The sequence below is a fragment of the Streptomyces sp. NPDC007983 genome (genome assembly GCF_042958345.1).
In the GTDB taxonomy this organism is placed as follows: Bacteria; Actinomycetota; Actinomycetes; order Streptomycetales; family Streptomycetaceae; genus Streptomyces.
The window spans coordinates 156,086-176,030 of record NZ_JBIBJI010000002.1 but is presented as its reverse complement, the minus strand read 5'-3'; the positions used below and the strand labels follow the sequence as shown (position 1 = coordinate 176,030).

The window sequence follows — 19,945 nt, the reverse complement described above, 5'->3', positions numbered from 1 at the left end:
AATTACTTCACTACCTTAAACAATCATGGGCCTCGATATTTCATGTTGTCAAGCAAACGGGTAGCCTGAGGGGCATGACGTCCCCCATCGACCCGTTGACCCTCGAGGTCGTCGAGCTGATCGGCACCATCGTGGCCCGCTATCACGAGGAGTACGAGGAAGCCGCCGCCAAGCACGCCCTCACCGGTGCCCAGGCGCGCGTCCTCGGGCTGCTCTCCCGGGGGCCGACGCCCATGCGGCGCATAGCGCAGCAGCTCAAGTGCGAGCCGTCGAACGTCACCGGCATCGTGGACCGCCTGGAGTCCCGCGGCCTGGCCGAGCGCCGCCTCGACCCCGCCGACCGCCGCGTCAAGCTCGCCGCCGCGACGGAGGCGGGCCGCGAGACCGCCGAGCGGCTGCGCGGTTCCCTGGACTTCGCCCGCGAGCCGCTGGCCGGGCTGTCGGCGCAGGAGCGCACGGTACTGCGGGACCTGCTGCAACGGATGGTGTGCGTCACACCGTAGTCCGCCCCTACCCGCCCGGGGCCGGAGCCCCCGGTGGCGCTCCGGTCAGGCGCACCACCACAGGAAACGGGTGCAGGTCGGCGACGGGCCGGAGGTCGGGGCCACCGGCGAGGGCGGGGGCGGGTGCGTGGGGTCCGGGCCCTGGGCCGGAGTCGTGTTCCCGGGGGCAGGGGTGTTCGGGGACGGCGCGGTCGGGTCGGCGGATGAGGGCGCGTCACCGTCGGAGGCGGGCGCGTGCTCGGGCCCGGGAGTGGCTTCCTCGGACGGGGGAGCCGTGCGTTCGCCGCCCGGCCTCGGACCGGAGGACGCCGTACGGTCCGCCGCCGGGCGCTCGGGCCGCTCCGGGGACGGCTTCGGCGCCGGGGCGCGCCAGTAGCCCTCGGTGGCCAGCTCCGCCACGAAGACCGCGGCGAGCACAGGACCCAGCACCGCGGCCATGATCAGCACGCGGCGGCCCCGCCCCCGGCGGGCACGGCGGCCGCGGGTGCGGGGCTTCGGCTTTCGGCGGGAGGTGCGCGGATCGTTCATTTCGCCGGTGAGGTTATGTGACCTGCCCGGAGCGCGGGGGCCGCCGGCTGTGAGGATCTTGTGCGGAGAGCCGTCGGGTCCGGCGGTGTACGGCCCCGCTCAGCCCGCGAACGCCGGCTGCGCCAGCCCACGCCCCGCGTCCGGGATGACCAGCACCGACCCCGCCAGCGGCGGGGCGGCGGCGCCGAGGCCGACGCGGGCCGAGGAGACGTACAGGTCGCTGAGTCCGGTGCCGCCGAAGGCGCATGCGGTGGGGCGGGGGAAGGGCAGCGGGATCACCCGATCGAGTGTGCCGTCGGGGGTGTAGCGGCGGACCGCGCCGCCGTCCCAGAGGGCGACCCAGACGCAGCCGTCGGCGTCCACGCAGAGCCCGTCCGGGTAGCCCGCGCCGTCCTCGATGTGGGCGAGGGGGCGGCGGCCGGTGACGCCCTCGCCCGTGACGTCGAAGACGTCGACGCGGCGGGTCGGGGAGTCGACGTAGTACATGAGGCGGCCGTCCGGGCTCCAGCCGGTGCCGTTGCTGACCGCCACGTCCGGCAGGATCTCCGCCACGGAGCCGTCGGAGCCGATACGGGACAGGGTGCCGCCGCCCGCCGCCTCGTCGTAGCGCATCGTGCCCGCCCACAGCGAACCGTCCGGGGCGACGGCCGCGTCGTTGCCCCGGCGGCCGGGAACGGCGTCCCGGACCAGCCAGCGGAAGCCGTTCACGGCAGAGTCGTACAGCCCGATGCCGTCGCGCAGGTTGACCACCAGCCCGCCGCCTACCCGCGGCTTCGCCGCGCCGACGTGCTGCTCGGTGGCCAGGGTGGTGTGCCGCCCGGTGGCCGGGTCGTAGGTGTGGACGCGGGCGGAGAGGATGTCCACCCAGATCAGCCGCCCGGCCGCCGGGTCCCAGGTCGGGCCCTCGCCCAGTTCGGCGGTCGCCCGGACCGCCACGTCCCAAGTCCGGCCGCTCATATGCCGCGTCCCCTCCGGTGTCCCAGGCGGACGGACAGCTCGCCCGCGCCCTTGGCCGCCAGTTCCTCCAGCTCCGTCTGGCGCTCCTCGCTCCAGCGGATCGTCGGCACCGAGATGGACAGCGCCGCCACCACCTTGCCCGCCGAGTCCCGCACCGGTGCGGCCACGCAGCTCACATCGGGGTTGGACTCCTGCCGCTCGACCGCGACGCCGCGCTCCCGCACGGCGGCCAGGTGGCGGTGCAGCTCGGCCGGGGACGTGATGCTGTTGTCCGTCATGGCGATCAGCGGCCGGTCCTCGGGGAACCGGGCGGTCAGCTCGTCCTCCGGGAGGGAGGCGAGCAGCATCTTGCCGACCGAGGTGCAGTGCGCGGGCAGCTTGCGGCCCGCGGCAGAGACCATGCGCACGGCGTGCGTGGAGTCGACCTTGGCGATGTAGATGACGTCCGTGCCCTCCAGAATGGCCACATGGACGGTCTCGTCACAGGTCTCGGCGACGCTCCGGGCCACCTGCCGGCCCTCGGCGGCCAGGTCGAGCTGTTCCGCGTACCGGCTGCCGAGCTGGTACGGGCGCACACCGAGCCGGTAGCGGCCGGGCTGGTCGGGCACATGGACCAAATAGGAGCGAGCGGCCAGAGTGGTCACCAGCTCATGGACGGTGGTCCGGGGCAGTCCGAGGCGGCGGGTGATCTCGGGGGCGGAGAGTGTGCCGTCGCCGTCGAGGAACAGCTCGAGAATGTCCAGAGCCCGGGTCACCGCGGGCACGAGGCGTCCCATGTGGTTCGCCCACCCCTTCTGGTCCAGATGGCAAGTGTTCGAGATTCCGGCCGCTGGCCGGTATCGCGAACACAGATTACGCGTTGGCCACTTCCTCCGGCAATGGTTGCGCAAAGACCCTGAAGATCACTGACAAGAGTGCCAGGGTCCCGGGGCCGCTACCCGCTAGGGGGTGGACGGCAGCAGGTCGCCGCGGAGCCGCTGCGCCCGCAGCACCAGCTCCAGTTCGAAGCGGCGGTCCGGATCCTCCACCTCGTCGCCCCACAGCTCCCTGATCTGGCGGAGCCGATAGCGCACGGTCTGCGGATGCACCCCCAGCCGGTCCGCGATCTCCGGCGCGCCGCCCCGCGTCTCCAGCCACGCCAGCAGCGTCTCGGCCAGGCGCCGCCCCTGGGCGGGGCCGCACCCGGCGAGCGGGGCGAGACGGCGGCGGGCCAGGGCGTCGATCAGCTCCTCCGGCGGCAGCAGCACCAGCGCCTCGGTGTGCTCGGTGCAGTGCAGCACCTCCCCGGCGGGCAGCAGTCCGCGCTCCATCAGCCGGACCGCGGCCGCCGCCCAGCGCAGCGACTTGGCGGCCTCGGCGAGCGGTACGGGCGGGCCGACCGCGCCCGACCACCCGGCGGTGGCGCGGCGCAGCAGCTCGGGGCGGCCCGCCTCCTCGGGGTCGGGGAGCACCATGCGCGGCTGTTCGCACTCCATGTCGAGGAGGACGTCCCGGCCCACGGCGGGGGCCAGCGCCTCGCGCGCGGGGCGCAGCAGTACGGCGACGGCGACCCGCTCGGGCAGCGGCCAGCCGATGCGGGCGGCCCGTTCGGCGAGGGCGTCGGCGTCGTCGGGGCTCTTGCGGGGGCGTTCGGTGAGCAGCAGGTCGAGCAGCCGGCGCTGGAGCCGCAGCCGCTCCCCCGCCTGGCGCGCGGCGGCCTCGGCGTAGCCGCGCATGGACTCGGCGACCAGCCCGTCCAGATACTCGAAGCCGGACTCGGCGAGTTCGTACATGGCGGGCGCGGGGATCTCGACCTGCTGGCCGATCTCGGCGAGGCGGCGCCAGGCGAGCCGTACGCCGAGCCGGTACATGGCCTGGAGGGAGTCGAGGCTGCGGCCGTGCTGCACCTGGCCGCGGCCGAACTCCTGGAAGACCTGGGGGTGTTCGCGGGGCCCGCCGGAGCCGTCCGACACGTAGCCGACGAAGTGTTCGAGGGCGCGCCGGATGCCCACCAGCGCCACCGGTTCGCCACTCTCGTCCGGGACGATGGTCAGGTTCGGGTACTCGCGGCGGATCTCGCGGAAGATGTCCTCGGCGAGGACCGGCACCTCGTCCAGGGCGAGCCGGGCGAAGTGGCGCACCCGCGACCGGGGCACCTCCCGCCAGGCGGAGCGTAACGGCGACGCCATCCCCGTCTCCCCTACCGCTTCTCCGCCGAGGTCGCGGGGGAGCCGGAATGCGACGAGGTCGGGAAGGTGACGAGGGGGACGTTCGGCTGGTCGGGTGTGACGCTGAGCAGGGCGACGATGCCGAACGCGGCGCCGACCGCGAGGGCGGCGGAGAGGACGCAGGTCACGGCGGCGGCGAGCAGTCTGGGCATGGCGCGGTGAGCCCCTTCCGTATGGCGTGCGCACCGGCCCGGCCCGGCAACTCACCAGCATGGAAGGAGGATTGACACCCCGTCAACCCTGCGCTTACGGTCCCGGCCTTAAGACTCGCCGGTAATATCCGGCCGCATCGAGACGGAGTGCCTGCCATGCGCCGCTCGGTACCACCCACTTCATCCGCTTTCTGGCCGCTGTCGCTGGTCCCGCTCGGGCTCGGCGTCTTCCTGCTCGTCCTCGCGCCCCTGCTGACCTGGTACGTCGAACCGCGTGCGAAACGCACCCCGATCGACACCGATGTGACCACGGTGTTCACCGGCCCGGGCAGCTACTTCGACACAGGCGACGTCAAGGAGCGGCGGGGGCAGAAGCTGACCATCACCCGCCGGGTGCTGGGCGACGTCCACGACAGCGACCGCACGGGCCGCGCCGTCTGGGACGTGTCGACGACGGTCGACACCCCGCGCACCCTGCCGCTGCGGGATCCGCGCCGGGCCTTCCAGTGGAAGACCGAGCGCTGGGTCACCGACCGCCGCACCAACGAGCCGGTGCACTGCTGCGGCGAGGCGCCAGGGCCGTTCCAGGGGGACGCCTACCTGAAGTTCCCGTTCGATGTGAAGAAGCGGACGTACCGCTGGTGGGACAGCACGCTGGGCGATACCGTCCCGCTCCGCTTCGCCGGTACCGCGAAGATCCAGGGGTACGAGGGCTACCGCTTCACCGGCACCGTGCGGCCCACCCGGACCGGCACCCGCCAGGTGCCCGGGCGGCTGGTCGGGCGGGCGAAGCAGAGCCAGGTGCAGGCCGAGGAGTGGTACGCCAACACCGGCATCGAGCTGGTGGCCGACCGCCGCACCGGCCGGATCATCTACGCCGGGATCTCGCCCAAGGTCACCCTGCGCGCGCCCGGCGGCGACCGGGACCGGGTGACGCTGCTGCGTGGCGAGGGGCTGGCGTTCACCGAGGCCACCCAGCGCGGCCAGGTGAAGCTGGCCAGGGACGACAACCGCAGGCTGAAGCTGGTCGGCGAGACGGCGCCGCTGGCCGCAGGGATCGCCGGGGCGGTGCTGACCGTGGCGGGAGTGGTGCTGGTGGTGCGGGGGAGGCGGGCACGCGTGAGTGATACTGCGCGAAGTGATGAAGCGTCAGCGGCCGGGGGCGGTCAATTTGTCACGCCGGTGAGTAGCCGGGGCGAACGAGGAAGCGAAAACTGACCACCCCACGAGCATCACGCCATCGCACACCCCCGGTTCGGCACGTCTCCTCCCGCAGTCTTCCCACGAAGTCTCCGCACCCTGAGGCGAGTTGGAGCACCCCGCCATGCCCCAGCACGTACGACCGTCCCCCGCCGCGCCCCATGAATCCACCGCGGAGGCCATCGCGCCGCTGCCGCACCGGATCGTCTTCCTCGCCCGCCGCGACCTCGGCAATCCGGCGGCCGGTGGCTCCGAGCTGCTGGTGGACCGGATCGCCGAGGGGCTGACCGCCCACGGCCACCAGGTCACCGTGGTGTGCGGCGGGCCCGCCGGCACCCGCGGCTACCAGGTGGTGTCCGCGGGCGGCAACGGGCGCACCCTCGGCGAGCTGGGCCACTTCCTGCGCACCCCGCACACCCTCGCCCACCGGGTCGGCCCCTGCGACCTGCTGGTCGAGGTGTGCAACGGACTGCCCTACCTCGCCCCGCTCTGGCATCGCGGCCCCACCCTGTGCCTGGTCAACCACGTGCACACCGACCTCTGGAAGCTGCGCTTCCGGGGCCCGGCCGCCCGGCTCGGCAGGCGCCTCGAACACTGGGCGCTCACCGGCACCCACCGCGGCAACCTCATGGTGGCCGTCTCCGACTCCACCGCCGCCGGCTTACGCTCCCTCGGCGTGGACCGGACCCGGATCCGGGTGGTGCACAACGGCGTCGAGGAACCGGGGCCCCTGCTGCCCACGTCCCGTGAGCCGCTGTTCCTCGCGATGGGGCGGCTGGTCGAGTACAAGCGCGTCGACCTGCTGCTGCGGCTGTGGGAACGGGTGCGGCCGGTCACCGGCGGACGGCTCGTCATCGTCGGCGACGGCCCCGAACGGGCCCGGCTGGAGGCGATGGCCGGTCCCGGGGTCACCTTCACCGGCCATGTCACCGAGGAGGAGAAGCACCGGCTGCTGTGCCAGGCGTGGCTGCTGCTGCACCCCTCCCTGATCGAGGGCTGGGGCCTGGTGGTGATGGAGGCGGCCACCCGTGGCACGCCCACGCTCGGCTTCGACATCCCCGGGCTGCGCGACTCCGTCGACGACGGGGTGACGGGTGTGCTGGCGCGCGGCGAGAGTTCGTTCGCCGCCGCCTGGTGTGCGCTCGCGCTCGGCCCGGAGCGGCGCCGGGCGCTGGGCCGGGCGGCGCGGCTGCGCGCGGAGCGGTTCCGGTGGAGCGCGACGGTACGGGGCTTCCGGGCCGTCGCCGCCGAGGCCTACCTGTCGGCGCCACCGCCGCTCCCCTCCGTCTCGTCGTCATCCAGACCCTGGCGGTGAGCGGCTGTGCGGGACCCCTCCATCCGTCGCTCCGTCGCCCTCTTCCGCGCCTTCCTGCGGGAGCAGACCGACCCCGAACGCTGCTACCGGCTCCTCGCGCGGGACGCCGCACAGCAGTTGGCCCGGTACGCCGGGCCGCTGCGCGGGCGGGTGGTGGTCGACGTGGGCGGCGGCAGCGGCCACTTCACCGAGGAGTTCCGGCGCCGTGGCGCCCACGCCTACCTCTTCGAGCCGGACACCGGTGAGCTGACCGCCCGGGGACGCCCGCCCGCCGGAGCCGTCCTCGCCGACGGGTATCTGCTGCCGCTCGCGGACGGCGTGGCCGACATGACGTTCTCCTCCAATGTGCTGGAGCACGTGGCCGATCCGTACACCTTCCTCAGCGAGCTGGTGCGGGTCACCCGCCCCGGCGGACTGATCTACGTCTCGTACACCAACTGGCTATCCCCCTGGGGCGGCCACGAGTGGGCGCCCTGGCACTATCTGGGCGCCGAGCGGGCCCGGGCCCGCTACCGGCGCCGCACCGGCCGGGCCGCCAAGCACACGCTCGGCGAAAACCTCTTCCCCCTCCACATCGGCCCCGTCCTGCGCCACGTCCGCGGCCGCGCGGACGTGTCCGTGGTCTCGGCGCGCTCCCGCTACTGGCCGTTCCTCACCGAGGCGGTCACGCGTGTGCCGGGGCTGCGGGAGGTCGCGACGTGGAATCTCCTCCTGATCCTTAGGCGGTCGCCATGACCCAGGTCGTCCCGTCCCCGCCCCAGGTGCGCGCCCCGGCCGCCCCGCCGCCGCCCGCGCCCGGTGAACGGCCGCGCGGGCGGCGCTGGCTGCTGGCGTTCTGGGCCGCCGTCCTGGTCGCGTTCCTCGCGCCCTCGCCCGGCAGGATGTCCTTCGACACCAAGCTGCCGGTCGTCCTCGACCCGTTCGGCTTCCTCGCCGACCTCGGATCGTTGTGGCACGACCGGGCGGGCTTCGGCGGGATCGCGGACCAGTACGTCGGCTACGCGTTCCCGATGCTGCCGTACTACGCCCTCGCCCACCTCCTCCACATCCCGGTGTGGTTCGCCGAGCGGCTGTGGATGTCCCTCATCGTCACGGCCGCGTTCTGGGGCGCGCTGCGGCTGGCGGAGCGGCTGCGCGTCGGGAGCCCGGCGGGCCGGCTGCTGGGCGCGGCGGGGTACGCGCTGTGGCCGGTGTTCACCATCGTCGTCGGCTCCACCTCCGCGGCCGCGCTCCCCGGCGCGCTGCTGCCGTGGGTCGTGCTGCCGCTCACCAACCCGGCCGGCCGCCCCCGTATCGCCGCCGCCCGCTCCGCGCTGCTCGTGCCCTGCATGGGCGGCGTCAACGCCGCCTCCACGCTGGCCTCGCTGCTGCCGGTCGCGCTGTATCTGCTCAGCCGCCCCGCCGGGCGGCGGCAGCGGGCGCTGCTGGGGTGGTGGATCCCGGGGGTGCTGCTGGCCACGCTGTGGTGGGTCGTACCGCTGCTGCTGCTCGGGGTGTACGGCGAGAACTTCCTGCCGTACATCGAACAGGCCGACACCACCACCGCCACCATGGCCGCCACCGAGACGCTGCGCGGCGCGGGCAACTGGGTGGCGTATCTGCACTTCGGCGAGGCGTGGCTGCCCGGCGGCTGGACCGTGGCCGCGTCCGTCGTCGCCGTCCTCGGCTCCGGGCTGGCCGCCGCGCTGGGGCTGGCCGGGCTCGCGCGGCGGGATCTGCCCGAGCGGCGATGGCTGCTGCTCGTCGTGCTGTCCGTCGCGCTGATCACCCTCGCCGGGTACGGGGGGACGCTCGGCGGGCCGTTCCACGAGGCGGTGCGGGGGTGGCTGGACGGGTGGCTGCGGCCGTTCCGCAACGTCTACAAGTTCCAGGCCGGGCTGGCCCTGGCGCTGGCCCTGGGGCTGACGCACGTGGTGGGCGTGGCGGCCACCGGAACGGTCGGCACCGCCGGGGACACCGCGGTTGCCCGGCCGCGCTGGTTCCGCGGTCGCCGCTTCCTCCCCGCCGTCCTGGCCCTGCTGCTCCTCCCCGCCCTCGCCTGGCCGTATCTCAACGGAACGGTCCTCCAGCCGGGCCGCTTCAGCGCGCTGCCCTCCCACTGGAAGAAGACCGCCGACTGGCTCGACGCACACGCCGCCCAAAGCCGCGCCCTCGTCGTCCCCGCCACCGCGCACGGCCTCTACACCTGGGGCAGCCCCATCGACCAGCCGCTCGACGTGCTCGCGAAATCCCGCTGGGCACAACGCGACTTCGTGCCCTTCGGCACCGCCGGATCGCGGCGGGCGCTGGACGCGGTCGAGCAGGCGCTGCTCAGCGGCGGCGAGGTGCCGGGGCTACGGGACTTCCTCGCCCGGGCCGGACTCCACGAGGTCGTCGTGCGCAACGACCTCGACCCGGACCAGCTCGGCTACGTACCGCCGCAGACCGTCGCCCGCACCCTGGAGGCCTCCGGCTACCGCAAGGTCGCCGGGTTCGGGCCGCTCATGACCGGTGGCCGGATCGCGGCCGACACCCCGGTGCAGGTGCAAGGGCTGTTCCCGCGCCGCCAGGCCGTCGAGATCTACCAGCCCGAAGGGGTACGGCGGCCGGGCGCGGTGGCGGCCAAGCCGGTGTCGGCGACCGCCGCCGTCAGCGGCGGCCCCGAATCGCTGCTCCAGCTCTCCGCCGACCCCTCGATGGCCGACCGCCCCACCGTCCTCACCGGCGACCGCCACCCCGGCACCGGCACCCCCGCCCTGCAGGCGGTCGGCGACGGCATGCGGCGCGCCGACACCCGCTTCGGGCTCGTCAACTCCAACACCTCGTACACGTACACCGCCGACGAACGGAACCCGTCCGGCAGCCTCACCGACCCGGGCGGCACACCGCGCCAGATCCTGCCGAAGAAGGGCACCGCCCACCAGACGACCGCCACGCTGCGCGGGGCGCTCTCGGTGACCGCCTCCAGCAGCGGCAACTGGCTGTTCCAGCTGCCCCAGTACGACCCCGTGGGCGCCTTCGACGGCAACCCGGACACGGCGTGGGCGGAGGGCAGCGCGGGCAAGCCGGTGGGTCAGTGGCTGCGTATCGAGTTCGCGCAGACGCTGCGCCTGCCGGACTCCATCCAGCTGACCCCGCTGCCCGGCGACGGCCTGCGCGCCGCGCCCACCTCCGTACGCGTCGAGACCGGCAACGGGTCCGCGGACAGCCCGCTCCAGCCGCACGGCACCCCGCAGTCCGTCAAGGTCCCCTCCGGTCCGGCGAAGTGGCTGAAGATCACCATCACCGGTTCGCAGACGCCCAGGCCCGGCCTTTCGGGGGCCGGGTTCTCCGAGGTGTCCGTACCGGGTGTGCAGGTCACGCGGTTGCTGTCGCTTCCGGCCGACGCGGAGCGGAGCAAGGCCCCGGCCGAGGTGGTCTCGCTGCACCGGTCCGCCGACCCGGGGGGCCTCGCGCCCGCGTCGGCGGAGGTCGGGCTGCACCGCCAGTTCCGCACCGGGAGCGGCGGTACGTACGCCATCGCGGGCCAGGCCCTGGCCGTGCCCGGTGGCGCGCTCGACGCCCTGCTGAACCGGGCGGGTGCCAAGGGGCCGCGGATCGAGATCACCGCCGACTCCACCAGCCGCACCGGCACCGCGCTCAGCGCACGCAACCTCCTCGACGGCGACCTCACGACGGCGTGGATCGCGGGCGACTCCCCCGTGCTGCATCTGCGCTGGCCGGAAAAGAGACGCGTCAGCGAGCTCGTCCTCGCGGCGGCCGGCGGGCTCTCCACCCGCCCCGAGGAAGTGCTCATCAACTCCCCCGACGGCGCCGCCACCGCCGGAGTCGACGCCAACGGCTGGGTCCGCTTCCCGGCGTTCACCACCGACCGGCTCGACATCACCATCAGCAAGACCGCGCCCTTGACCTTGCACAACCCGGTCGCCGGGCAGGAGTTGCAGCTCCCGGTGGGACTGACCGAGGTCGGCCTCCCCGAACTGGGGGACATACCGCGCGTCACCCAGCCCTTGCCGAAGGCCCGTTTCTCCCTGCCGTGCGGCCAGGGCCCGGCGCTGGCGGTGGACGGCACCCTGCACGCCACCAAGGTGTCCGGGCCGGTACGGGACCTGACGGAACGGCGGCCGGTGAAGGTCGAGCTGTGCGGTGACGAGGCCAAGGGCGGCAAGCTGCGGCTGGACGCGGGGCGCCACACCGTCGAGGCGGGCGACGCGGGCCCGCTGGCCCTGACCGATGTGACCCTGACCCGCGGCAAGCCCGCCACCGCCGCGTTGGAGACCCGTACCGTCACAGCCAAGGACTGGTCGGGCGACCGCAGAACGGTCGAGGTGGCCCCGGGCCAGGCCGTCTACCTCCAGACGTACGAGAACCACAACGACGGCTGGAAGGCCACGCTGAACGGCCACCCCCTCACCCCGCTGCGCGTCGACGGCTGGCAGCAGGCGTTCCTCGTCCCGGCGGGCCAGGGCGGCACGGTGACGCTCACGTACGAGCCCGCGAAGACGTACCACGCGGCCCTCATCGGCGGCGCGGCCGCGCTCCTGGTGCTCGCCGGCCTGGCGTTCGCGCGGCGCCGCGAGCCCGAGCCGGAGGTGGCGGAGGCTTCGGTGCCACCGGGGCCGGGCTGGGTGCTCGGCACGGTCGCCCTGACGGCGGTGATGATCGCCGTGGCGGGCTGGCTCGCCCTGGCCGTCCCGCTCCTGGCGCTCCTGGCCTGGTACCGCCCCAACTGGCTGCCCCCCACGGCCCTCGCGGCGATGGCCGCCGCGACGGTGGTGGCGGCGACGGGCGCGGGCGAACCGGCGGCGTCGGGCGAGGGCGCGTTCAGCGGTGCGGCCCAGGCTCTGGCACTCGTGGCCCTGACGGCGGCGGTGGTGACGCTGCCGTCCCGGGCCGCCGGGCACGCGGGCGTCCCCGCCCCCGACGCCCCGCCGCCACCGCCGCCTGGTGACCCCGGTTCGCACAATGCCCGGCCGTCGGCCGAAGGTGAGGGCCGATGACCGCGGTCGAGCGGAGTGCGGGCAGCGGCTCCGGCGCGCCCGCGTACGGGCAGGCGGCGGACCGCGCGCGGCGGATCCCGTTCCCCACCGTCGACGAGATCTCCCGGCACTGTCTGCAGGACGACGAACCCGAGACCGTGCACATCGAGGTGCATCTGCCGGGGCGGCCCGAGCCCGACCGGCTGCGGGCCGCCTTCCGGGAGGCGTTGCGGCGGCATCCGCGGATTCTGGTGCGGGAGACGCCCGGGCGGTGGTGGCGACGGCGGTACGAGTGGGAGGTGACCGACGGCCCGGACGTGGAGCCGGTGAGCTTTCCGCCGTGCGCGGCCGACGCCCTCACCCGGGCCCGGGAGCGGGCACTCGCGGTGTGCCCGCCGCTGACGGCGTCGCCTCCGGTGCGGCTGGAGGTGGTGACCGAACCGGACCGTACCGGCTGTGTGCTGGTCCTCACCGTCAACCACACCGCGCTCGACGGACCGTCGTGCCTGCGGGTGCTCGCCACCGCCGCCACCCTGTACGGCGGCGGTGCCGCCCGAGCGACGCCACCCACCGCGCCCCCGCCGCCCGCAGTGGCCCCGGCGCCCCCAGTGGCCCCGGCGCCCCCAGTGGCCCCGGCGCCCCCAGTGGCCCCGGCGCCCCCAGTGGCCCCGGCGCCCCCAGTGGCCGGGGCCCCGCCCGCGCGGGGGCTCGCCCGGCCCGTACGGATCGCCAGGGACACCCACACGCCCCGCACCGGCAACGCGATGCTGCTCTCCGAACTGCCCGTACCGCCCCGCCCGCCCGGCGCCCCCGGCCCCGCGCCGCGCCCCACCGTCAACGACCAGCTCCTCGTCGCCACCTGCCTGATGGCGGCCCGCTGGAACACGTTGCACGGCCGCTCGCCCGACCCCGTACGGATCACCATGCCCGTGGACGACCGGCCGCGCGGCGCGTCCGAGATGGCCATCGGCAACGGCACCCGGCTCGTGGAGGTCGGCTTCGGACCCGAGGAGCGGGCGGAGTCGCGGCTGCTGACCCGGGAGACGCCCGATCCGGCGGCGGTGGCGCGGCTGCTGCGCCGCACCGCGGCCCGCACCCGGGCGCTGAAGGCCGCGCCGGGGGCGCAGCTGGGGGTGGCGGGGACACTGCTCACGCTGCCCGCCGTACCGGTCGGGCTGCGGGCCGCCGTGACGCGGGGGCTGCGGCGGGCGGCCGGCCCGTGGACGTCCACCACGCTGCTGAGCAACATCGGCCGCATCCCGTACGCACTCGACTTCGGCGAGGCGGGCGAGGCCACCGCCGTCTGGTTCTCGGCCCCGGCCCGTATGCCCCGCGGGCTGACGGTGACGACGGCCTCGACCGGCGGGCGGCTGCATGTGACGCTGCGCTGGTCGCGGGCGCTGCTGGACGACGCGGCGGGAGCGGGGCTCGCGGGCCTGTTCCAGCGCGCGCTGGCGGCCACCGCACGAGCACACGCGGAAGGCACCGCGTGAGCCCGGCGCTCCGGGAGTTCTACGAGAACCCGGCCGTGCCCGTCGCGTCCGGCCCGGACCGCAGCCGCCGCCAGGCGCGGATGCTGGCACAGGCGCTCGACGCCGCGGGTCGCGACGAGGCCGCCACCATCCTCGACATCGGCTGTGGCGACGGCACCGCGGCCGCCACCGCCCTCCCCCTCCTGCGGGGCCACCGCCTCATCGGCGTCGACTGGTCGCAGGACGCGCTGCGCCGCGCCGCGCGACGGCTGCCCGCCGTCGTACGGGGCGAACTCGGCCACGGAGGGCTGCCGTTCGCCGACGGGAGCGCCGACGCGTGCGTGTTCAGCGAGGTGGTCGAGCATCTGGTCGACCCGGACGCGGCGCTGGACGAACTGCGCCGCGTGCTGCGCCCCGGCGGCCATCTGCTGCTGTCCACGCCCAACCTGGCCGCCTGGTACAACCGCGGGCTGCTGCTGGCCGGGGTGCAGCCGGTGTTCTCGGAGGTCAGCCTGCGGGGCATCCACGGCCGCCCCGGCCGCGAGGTCGTCGGCCATCTGCGGCTGTACACGGCGCGGGCGCTGCGCGGGTTCCTCACCGCGTCCGGGTTCGAGGTGGTACGGCTCGCGGGGGCGCCGTTCCACGGCGTACCGCGGGGCTTGCGGCCACTGGACCGGGCCGCCTGCCGGGTGCCGTCGCTGGCGTCGATCCTGCTGGTGCACGCGCGGCGGAGGGAGGGCGCATGGGATGGGGCGTGATGGCGGCGCTGCTCGCGAACGTCGCGTACAGCACCGGTTTCGTCCTGGAGAAGCGCGCCCTGTCGGCGCTGCCGCCACTGAGCACGAACCGCCCGGCGCGGCTGCTGCGGCTGCTGCTGGGGAGCCCGCTGTGGCTGGCGGGCTCGGCGGCGCTCGCGGCGGGGTTCGCCGCCCAGCTGGTGGTGTACCGCACGTTGCCGATCGCGGCCGCGCAGGGCCTGTTCGTGTCCGGTCTGGTGCTGCTCCTGCTGCTGTCCTCGCGGGTGCTGGGCGAGCGGACCAGTGGCCGCGAACGGGCCGGGATCGGGCTGATCCTGTGCGCGCTGGTGATGGTGGTGGCCTCACTGCGGGGCAGTGGTGACGTCAGCCGCACCGCCACCGGCAACGGGACCCTGCTCGCCATCTGCGTCCCCTCCCTGGCGGCGGGGGTGTGGCTGTACGGCGCGACCGAGTGGCGCGCCCGCCGCCCCGGGCGTCGGCCGCCGACCGGAGTGGAGTACGGGGTGGCGGTCGGGCTGCTGTACGGGGTCAGCTCGCTCACCATCAAGGGCGTGTCCGGGCTGCTGACGACGGACGGCCTCGGTTCGCTGGCGCTCACGCTGCTGCGCGGCCCGTATCCGTATCTGCTGCTGTTCACCGGCGCGGCGGGCCTGGTGCTGTCGCAGACCGCGCTGCAGCGCTGCCGCGCGTCGCTGATCGTGCCGGTGTGCACGACGGTGACCTGTGTGTTCACGGTGGCGTGCGGGACGGTCGCGTTCGGCGAGCCACTGCCGCACGAGCCGTGGCGGCTCGCGCTGCGGCTCGGCGGGACGGCGCTGGCGGTGTGCGTCCTGCTGACCCTCCCCCGCCACGACGCCGCCCGCCCTGATCCGGTACGCGAAGGAAGTGAACGATGACCCCCGACGACCCGATCCTGAAGATCCTGGCCTGCCCGCTCGACAAGGGCCCGCTGACCCTGCTGCTGCCCGAGGACGTCCTGTACAACCCGCGGCTGCGCCGCCGCTACCCGATCGTGGACGGCGTCCCGCAGCTGCTGCCGTCGTCGGGGGAACGCGTCCCGGACGAGGAACACGAACGGCTGGCGAAGCGCCTCACACCCTGAGCCGGGCGGTACCCCGTACGCCACGATGGAGCCATGGACTCCGCACTCGACCCGTCAGCCGACGCCTTCCCCACCCCCTTCCCCTTCGTCCTCGTCCTGCTGCGCCGCATGGCCGACTACCAGCCGGGCCTGGTCGAGGACGCGCTGCGCGAACTGGGCCACGGACGTGCCGTGATGCGCGAGGCCAACCGCCGCTGGCAGGCGATGCAGCGCTCACCGCGGCGGCGCCCCGCCGTCGCCCGCTACCGCTCGGTGCTGGGCCCGCCCGAGACCACCGCGCGGCGCCGCATCGGCGATCTGACGTGCGACGCGCTGAGCTGGCCGGTCCCGCTGTGGCCGGATCTGCGGTTCGAGGTGCTGACCGCGCCGGGCGGGGCGGTGTGGAACGAGTGGCTGGTACGCGCCCCCGGCGCCCCCGCGCCCGCCCTGCGCACGGCCGCCGACCTCGCCCCCTGGTCCTGCACGGTGGACGACGTGGCGCGCGCCTTCCCGCCCGCGCGGCCGATGGAGGGCTCTGCCCCGACCCGCTCCCGGCTGGCCTTCGACGCCCCGGCCGACGCCGAAAACGGTGAACTCCGCCACTATGTGGCGGAGTTCACCTGGGGACTGCTGCAGCGGGTGGAGGACGTCAGGCCAGCTTCGCCGTCAGCGTGATCTCCGTACCGGCGAGCGCCTGGCTCACCGGGCAGTTCTTCTTCGCGTCCTCGGCGGCCGCCGTGAACCCGGCCTCGTCGAGCCCCTCGACCGTGCCCTCCACCGTGAGGTGGATACCGGTGATGCCGGTGCCCGGCTGGAAGGTGACGTCGGCCTGGGTGGTGAGCCGGGTGGGCGGGTTACCGGCCTGGGTCAGGCCGTGCGACAGCGCCATGGAGAAGCAGCTGGAGTGCGCGGCGGCGATCAGCTCCTCCGGGCTGGTCTTGCCGTTCGCCTGCTCGGCGCGCGACGGCCAGGAAACCGGCTGCTCGCCGATCCCGGACGAGTCGAAGGTGACCGTCCCCTTGCCCTCGGCCAGATTGCCCTGCCAGACGGTGTGCGCGGTACGCGTCGTAGCCATGCTCGCTGTTCCCTGCTTCCTCTGCTCGGTGGCGTACGGAACCTCGTACGGAACTTACGGGACCTGCGCCTACGAGCCTACGTTCCACGCCATGAGGGCCGGACGCCCGTGCTCGGTTCCCAGTCGACTCACGGTCGCGGTCTCCAGCCGGAAGAGCGCTCCCGCGGACGGCGGCAGGCCGAGGCGGCGAGCGGTGAGCACCCGCAGCACATGCCCGTGCGCCACCAGGACGACGTCGCCGCCGTCCGCGCGCAGCTCGGGCTCGATCCTGGCCAGCACCCGGTCGACCCGCGCCCCGACCTCCTCGGGCGACTCCCCGGGGTGGTCGGCGCCGCCGGAGGCGACCCCGTCGGTCCACAGCTCCCAGCCGGGCCGGGTCTCGTGGATCTCGGCGGTGGTGATGCCCTCGTACCCCCCGTAATCCCATTCGTGCAGGTCAGCATCGATGTCCACGTCGGTGAGCCCGGCGAGCCGCGCGGTATCCACGGCCCGCCCGAGCGGGCTCACCAAGGTGAGCCCGATCTTCCGGCCCGCCAGCAGCGGGCGCAGCGCCCGGGCCTGCTCCTCACCGCGCGCCGTCAGCGGCAGATCGGTCCAGCTGGTGTGCTTCCCGGTCCGGCTCCACTCGGTCTCACCGTGCCGGATCAGCACCAGCTCAGCCACCGTCGGCGGCCTTCGACTCACCGGCGGGGGTGGCGACGGAGGCCCGGACCGCGTCCATGTCCAGGTCCCGGGCCTGCCCGATGACGTCTTCCAAGGCCTGCTCGGGCAGCGCGCCGGGCTGGGAGAAGACGGCGATGTTGTCGCGCACGATCATCAGCGTGGGGATCGACTGGATGTCGAACGCGCCCGCCAGCTCGGGCTGCGCCTCGGTGTCGACCTTCGCGAAGATCAGGTCGGAGTGGCGCTCAGCGGCCTTCTCGTACACCGGTGCGAACATCCGGCAGGGGCCGCACCAGGAGGCCCAGAAGTCGATCAGCACGAAATCGCTGCCGGAGACGATCTCGTCGAAGTTGTCCTTGGTGAGTTCCACAGTGCTCGTGCCCATGCGTCCGTAACCCCGAGCCCGCCCCCGATATTCCCTCCGCAAGCCGGCGCCCCTCCCCTCGCCCGCTCCCGAGGGTTGGTGCGCTCGGTGCCCTGGGGCCGTCTTGTCGTGCGAGGTGGTTGGGCCGCCCCGGCCGGCGTTCAGTTGTGAGGTCTGGCATGGCGAGGGCGGTAGAGGTTCAGCACTCCGAGCCCGTGCGGTGGTCCAGGACGGTCCTGTGGACGGGGCTGGTCATCGGGTGTGCCCGGGTCGGTGGGGCGTGGGATGGGGGTGCCGTGGAACGGCTCGCGTTGTTGGGGAAAGCCGGCGGCGCATTTGCCGGGGCAGGCGTAGACGGTGTGGCCGCGGACGCTCGCGCCGTGCCCGATCCCAACGATGACCGGCTCGCTGGTCGTCTCCTGGCAGCGGGCGCAGATCTGGGGCATCTCTCCGATCCGGGTGCGGTACGGCCAGGCGGGCACGAGAGGAGATCACTACTCTGCATGAGTGCTTTCCTACAACGAGTTGACTTCACCTGAGCGTGAGCTGTGGGACGCGTTCCCCGAGGGGCGGCGGGTGGACCTGCGTACGGGCACGCCGGAGGAGGACCAGGTCGCGGACGGCGGACGGTGGGGGCCCGAGCGGACGGTGCGGGCAGCGGTGGTCACCGCGTTGTTGCTGGGCGCCAACACCGGGCAACCGGGTGCGGTGGCGCGTCTGAGGCTCACCGGGGCACGGATATCCGGACGTCTGGACCTGGCCGGCGCGCAGATCGCCCACGCCCTCTGGCTGGAGGCATGCTGGTTCGAGGAGGCAGTGAATCTCCTCGGTGCGTCGACGCAGACCCTCGTGTTCACGGGCAGCCGGATACCCGGCATCGAGGCCGATTCGGCCCGCGTCGAGGGCAACTTCTCCCTGCGGCACTCCGTGGTCGAGGGCGGCGCCCCCACACCCTTCAATCGCTTGAGCACCGCCCTTTCGCTCACCGATGCCCGGGTGAACGGCGGACTACTCCTCAACGGGGCCGAGTTGATCGCACCGGACGGGTGGGCCCTGTCGGCCGGTGGACTGGCGATGGAAGGGGGCGTCTTTTGCCGAAACGGGTTCGTCGCCTACGGGGAAGTCCGACTGATGGGGGCGCGGTTGCCGGGCACTCTGGTCATGCAGGGCGCCCGGCTGGAAGGCCCCGGCCCACGCGGCGTGGCCCTCACCCTCGACAACGCCATGGCCTCGTCGCTCAAGTTCTCCGAGGGATTCACCGCGAACGGCACGGTACGGCTGCGCGGCACCCAGGTCACGGACAACGTGACCTTCGACGGAGCCGTCCTGAACGGCACGCTCACCGACGATGGAAACGCCCCGGCCCTGGTCGCCATGCACCTGCAAGCCGTAGACCTCGATCTCACCCTCGCCCGACCCCCGTCCGGCACCCTCGATCTGCGGGGCGCCCAGGTGTCGTACCTCCACGAGAACGAGCACAGCTGGCCGGAGAGAGTGGAACTGGACGGCTTCGTCTACGGCTCCATCAAGACGGCGGACGCGAACGACGAGCGACACGAGGCCGTGGGCGACCGTGAGTCCGTGACCCGACGCGTGGCATGGATACGCAGCAGCCCGGGCTACAACCCACAACCGTACGAGCAGTTGGCGGCCTGGTACCGCAAGGCCGGGCACGACGACGACGCCCGCCGCGTCCTCCTCGCCAAGCAACGCCACCGGCGCCGCGCCCTGTCCCCGGCAGCCCGCGCATGGGGCCATCTCCTCGACGTGACCGTCGGCTACGGCTACCGCCCCTGGCTGGCCGGCATCTGGCTCCTCGCACTGATCCTGCTGGGCACGCTGTCCTTCGGCACTGACTCCCCCAACCCGGTCAAACAAGGCGAAGGCGCCCCGTTCCAGCCCTTCGTCTACACACTCGACCTCTTGATCCCCATCGGGGGTCTGGGCCAGCGCACGACCTGGTACTGGTCGAACGACAGCCTCCAGTGGCTGGCCTACCTGCTGATCGCCTTCGGCTGGTTGCTGACGACCGCCGTCATCGCGGGTGTCACCCGCACCCTCCAGAAAAACTAGCGGTCGACAGCCGAGCCCAGGCGTGATCAAAACGCCCCATCCGGGCCCCCGAAATCGGTTGTCCCAAGCCCACCGAACACTGATCGTCGTCCAGAACGCCCACCCACCCCACCCCCGGAGGACACACCACCATGACCACCGAACGCGTCGGCCCACCCCTCATCGCGGGGGAACGCGAAACACTGCGCGGCTTCCTCGACTTCCACCGCGCCACGCTCGCCATGAAGTGCGACGACCTCTCCGACGAGGAGCTGCGGCAACAGTCGATGCCACCGTCGACGCTGTCGCTGCTCGGCCTCGTCCGCCACATGGCCGAGGTGGAGCGCACCTGGTTCCGCATCGTCGTCAACCGCGAGGACATCCCGCTGGTCTGGTCCGACCGGCGCGACTACCAGGTGGCGTACGACGCCACGACGGCCACCCGCACGGAGGCGTTCGACGCCTGGCAGCGCGAGGTGGAGCACGCGCGCCGCATCGAGCGGGAGGCCGAGTCGCTGGATGTCGTCGTGCACAGCGAGCGCTGGGGCAAGGACGTGACGCTGCGCCTGGTGATGACCCATGTGCTGCTGGAGTACGCCCGGCACAACGGCCACGCCGACTTCCTCCGCGAGGGCGTCGACGGAACGGTAGGCGCCTGAC

The 19,945-nt window shown here is 73.7% G+C and carries 20 protein-coding genes; 12 read left to right on the top strand and 8 right to left on the bottom strand.

What is annotated here, in order from left to right; genetic code table 11:
* The first annotated feature begins 74 nt into the window (after nucleotides 1-74).
* Entirely contained in the window at nucleotides 75-503 is a 429-nt protein-coding gene (locus ACFZCY_RS05605) for a MarR family transcriptional regulator (RefSeq protein ID WP_391169723.1), read from the top strand.
* Between the two features lie 45 nt (nucleotides 504-548).
* Here the strand turns inward: ACFZCY_RS05605 and ACFZCY_RS05600 are convergent, their stop codons facing one another.
* The 5 genes from ACFZCY_RS05600 to ACFZCY_RS05580 form a co-directional block, all read right to left on the bottom strand.
* Nucleotides 549-1,031, bottom strand: a complete 483-nt coding sequence (locus ACFZCY_RS05600; RefSeq protein WP_391169721.1) for a hypothetical protein — start codon at nucleotides 1,029-1,031, stop codon at nucleotides 549-551.
* Between the two features lie 99 nt (nucleotides 1,032-1,130).
* On the bottom strand, nucleotides 1,131-1,988 hold the full coding sequence (locus ACFZCY_RS05595) for an SMP-30/gluconolactonase/LRE family protein (RefSeq protein ID WP_391169719.1): 858 nt from the start codon (nucleotides 1,986-1,988) through the stop codon (nucleotides 1,131-1,133).
* Nucleotides 1,985-2,764, bottom strand: a complete 780-nt coding sequence (locus ACFZCY_RS05590) for an IclR family transcriptional regulator C-terminal domain-containing protein (RefSeq protein WP_391169717.1) — start codon at nucleotides 2,762-2,764, stop codon at nucleotides 1,985-1,987. Before ACFZCY_RS05590 ends, ACFZCY_RS05595 begins: the two co-directional genes overlap by 4 nt.
* Nucleotides 2,765-2,929: 165 nt before the next feature.
* Entirely contained in the window at nucleotides 2,930-4,156 is a 1,227-nt protein-coding gene (locus ACFZCY_RS05585) for a helix-turn-helix domain-containing protein (protein ID WP_391169715.1), read from the bottom strand.
* A gap of 11 nt (nucleotides 4,157-4,167) precedes the next feature.
* Entirely contained in the window at nucleotides 4,168-4,347 is a 180-nt protein-coding gene (locus ACFZCY_RS05580) for a hypothetical protein (RefSeq protein ID WP_391169713.1), read from the bottom strand.
* Between the two features lie 156 nt (nucleotides 4,348-4,503).
* On the opposite strand from ACFZCY_RS05580, the gene ACFZCY_RS05575 reads away from it, so the two are divergent.
* The 9 genes from ACFZCY_RS05575 to ACFZCY_RS05535 all read left to right on the top strand — a co-directional run bounded on the left by ACFZCY_RS05575 (nucleotide 4,504) and on the right by ACFZCY_RS05535 (nucleotide 15,806).
* The gene (locus tag ACFZCY_RS05575) at nucleotides 4,504-5,565 is read left to right on the top strand and encodes a porin PorA family protein (protein WP_391169711.1); all 1,062 of its coding nucleotides are present in this window, start codon (nucleotides 4,504-4,506) and stop codon (nucleotides 5,563-5,565) included.
* A 106-nt stretch (nucleotides 5,566-5,671) separates the two neighbouring features.
* The gene (locus ACFZCY_RS05570) at nucleotides 5,672-6,862 is read left to right on the top strand and encodes a glycosyltransferase (protein WP_391169709.1); all 1,191 of its coding nucleotides are present in this window, start codon (nucleotides 5,672-5,674) and stop codon (nucleotides 6,860-6,862) included.
* 6 nt (nucleotides 6,863-6,868) lie between these two features.
* Nucleotides 6,869-7,597 (top strand): methyltransferase domain-containing protein, encoded by a 729-nt coding sequence (locus tag ACFZCY_RS05565; RefSeq protein WP_391169707.1) that lies wholly within the window; start codon nucleotides 6,869-6,871, stop codon nucleotides 7,595-7,597.
* The gene (locus ACFZCY_RS05560; protein ID WP_391169705.1) at nucleotides 7,594-11,841 is read left to right on the top strand and encodes an alpha-(1->3)-arabinofuranosyltransferase family protein; all 4,248 of its coding nucleotides are present in this window, start codon (nucleotides 7,594-7,596) and stop codon (nucleotides 11,839-11,841) included. Before ACFZCY_RS05565 ends, ACFZCY_RS05560 begins: the two co-directional genes overlap by 4 nt.
* Nucleotides 11,838-13,313, top strand: coding sequence for a condensation protein (locus ACFZCY_RS05555; protein ID WP_391169702.1), 1,476 nt, complete (start codon nucleotides 11,838-11,840; stop codon nucleotides 13,311-13,313). The genes ACFZCY_RS05560 and ACFZCY_RS05555 overlap by 4 nt, the downstream gene beginning before the upstream one ends.
* Nucleotides 13,310-14,050, top strand: a complete 741-nt coding sequence (locus ACFZCY_RS05550; RefSeq protein ID WP_391169700.1) for a methyltransferase domain-containing protein — start codon at nucleotides 13,310-13,312, stop codon at nucleotides 14,048-14,050. Before ACFZCY_RS05555 ends, ACFZCY_RS05550 begins: the two co-directional genes overlap by 4 nt.
* Entirely contained in the window at nucleotides 14,035-14,946 is a 912-nt protein-coding gene (locus tag ACFZCY_RS05545; RefSeq protein ID WP_391169698.1) for a hypothetical protein, read from the top strand. Before ACFZCY_RS05550 ends, ACFZCY_RS05545 begins: the two co-directional genes overlap by 16 nt.
* Complete coding sequence (locus tag ACFZCY_RS05540; RefSeq protein ID WP_179934081.1) at nucleotides 14,943-15,152, top strand: Trm112 family protein; 210 nt, start codon at nucleotides 14,943-14,945, stop codon at nucleotides 15,150-15,152. The genes ACFZCY_RS05545 and ACFZCY_RS05540 overlap by 4 nt, the downstream gene beginning before the upstream one ends.
* Before the next feature lie 33 nt (nucleotides 15,153-15,185).
* Nucleotides 15,186-15,806, top strand: coding sequence for a hypothetical protein (locus ACFZCY_RS05535; protein ID WP_391169696.1), 621 nt, complete (start codon nucleotides 15,186-15,188; stop codon nucleotides 15,804-15,806).
* Here ACFZCY_RS05535 and ACFZCY_RS05530 read toward each other — a convergent pair.
* From ACFZCY_RS05530 to trxA, 3 genes are all read right to left on the bottom strand, one after another.
* Nucleotides 15,781-16,206: an OsmC family protein gene (locus tag ACFZCY_RS05530; RefSeq protein ID WP_055550499.1), complete on the bottom strand. Its 426-nt coding sequence runs from the start codon at nucleotides 16,204-16,206 to the stop codon at nucleotides 15,781-15,783. The two genes, ACFZCY_RS05535 and ACFZCY_RS05530, sit on opposite strands and share 26 nt — an antisense overlap.
* 69 nt (nucleotides 16,207-16,275) lie before the next feature.
* On the bottom strand, nucleotides 16,276-16,869 hold the full coding sequence (locus ACFZCY_RS05525) for a histidine phosphatase family protein (protein ID WP_391169693.1): 594 nt from the start codon (nucleotides 16,867-16,869) through the stop codon (nucleotides 16,276-16,278).
* A complete protein-coding gene (gene trxA / locus ACFZCY_RS05520; protein WP_391169691.1) occupies nucleotides 16,862-17,254 on the bottom strand; it encodes a thioredoxin in 393 nt (130 codons plus the stop codon). Before trxA ends, ACFZCY_RS05525 begins: the two co-directional genes overlap by 8 nt.
* Before the next feature lie 486 nt (nucleotides 17,255-17,740).
* On the opposite strand from trxA, the gene ACFZCY_RS05515 reads away from it, so the two are divergent.
* Entirely contained in the window at nucleotides 17,741-19,306 is a 1,566-nt protein-coding gene (locus ACFZCY_RS05515; RefSeq protein WP_391169688.1) for an oxidoreductase, read from the top strand.
* A gap of 131 nt (nucleotides 19,307-19,437) precedes the next feature.
* Nucleotides 19,438-19,944: a DUF664 domain-containing protein gene (locus ACFZCY_RS05510; RefSeq protein WP_391169686.1), complete on the top strand. Its 507-nt coding sequence runs from the start codon at nucleotides 19,438-19,440 to the stop codon at nucleotides 19,942-19,944.
* The last annotated feature ends 1 nt before the right edge of the window (nucleotide 19,945 follow it).

What these genes read in the sequence shown, in the direction of transcription:
- ACFZCY_RS05605 (WP_391169723.1), top strand. Translation starts at nt 75, where the DNA reads ATGACGTCCCCCATCGACCCGTTGACCCTCGAGGTCGTCGAGCTGATC.
- ACFZCY_RS05600 (WP_391169721.1), bottom strand. Translation starts at nt 1,031, where the DNA reads ATGAACGATCCGCGCACCTCCCGCCGAAAGCCGAAGCCCCGCACCCGC.
- ACFZCY_RS05595 (WP_391169719.1), bottom strand. Translation starts at nt 1,988, where the DNA reads ATGAGCGGCCGGACTTGGGACGTGGCGGTCCGGGCGACCGCCGAACTG.
- ACFZCY_RS05590 (WP_391169717.1), bottom strand. Translation starts at nt 2,764, where the DNA reads ATGGGACGCCTCGTGCCCGCGGTGACCCGGGCTCTGGACATTCTCGAG.
- ACFZCY_RS05585 (WP_391169715.1), bottom strand. Translation starts at nt 4,156, where the DNA reads ATGGCGTCGCCGTTACGCTCCGCCTGGCGGGAGGTGCCCCGGTCGCGG.
- ACFZCY_RS05580 (WP_391169713.1), bottom strand. Translation starts at nt 4,347, where the DNA reads ATGCCCAGACTGCTCGCCGCCGCCGTGACCTGCGTCCTCTCCGCCGCC.
- ACFZCY_RS05575 (WP_391169711.1), top strand. Translation starts at nt 4,504, where the DNA reads ATGCGCCGCTCGGTACCACCCACTTCATCCGCTTTCTGGCCGCTGTCG.
- ACFZCY_RS05570 (WP_391169709.1), top strand. Translation starts at nt 5,672, where the DNA reads ATGCCCCAGCACGTACGACCGTCCCCCGCCGCGCCCCATGAATCCACC.
- ACFZCY_RS05560 (WP_391169705.1), top strand. Translation starts at nt 7,594, where the DNA reads ATGACCCAGGTCGTCCCGTCCCCGCCCCAGGTGCGCGCCCCGGCCGCC.
- ACFZCY_RS05555 (WP_391169702.1), top strand. Translation starts at nt 11,838, where the DNA reads ATGACCGCGGTCGAGCGGAGTGCGGGCAGCGGCTCCGGCGCGCCCGCG.
- ACFZCY_RS05545 (WP_391169698.1), top strand. Translation starts at nt 14,035, where the DNA reads ATGGGATGGGGCGTGATGGCGGCGCTGCTCGCGAACGTCGCGTACAGC.
- ACFZCY_RS05540 (WP_179934081.1), top strand. Translation starts at nt 14,943, where the DNA reads ATGACCCCCGACGACCCGATCCTGAAGATCCTGGCCTGCCCGCTCGAC.
- ACFZCY_RS05535 (WP_391169696.1), top strand. Translation starts at nt 15,186, where the DNA reads ATGGACTCCGCACTCGACCCGTCAGCCGACGCCTTCCCCACCCCCTTC.
- ACFZCY_RS05530 (WP_055550499.1), bottom strand. Translation starts at nt 16,206, where the DNA reads ATGGCTACGACGCGTACCGCGCACACCGTCTGGCAGGGCAATCTGGCC.
- trxA (WP_391169691.1), bottom strand. Translation starts at nt 17,254, where the DNA reads ATGGGCACGAGCACTGTGGAACTCACCAAGGACAACTTCGACGAGATC.
- ACFZCY_RS05510 (WP_391169686.1), top strand. Translation starts at nt 19,438, where the DNA reads ATGACCACCGAACGCGTCGGCCCACCCCTCATCGCGGGGGAACGCGAA.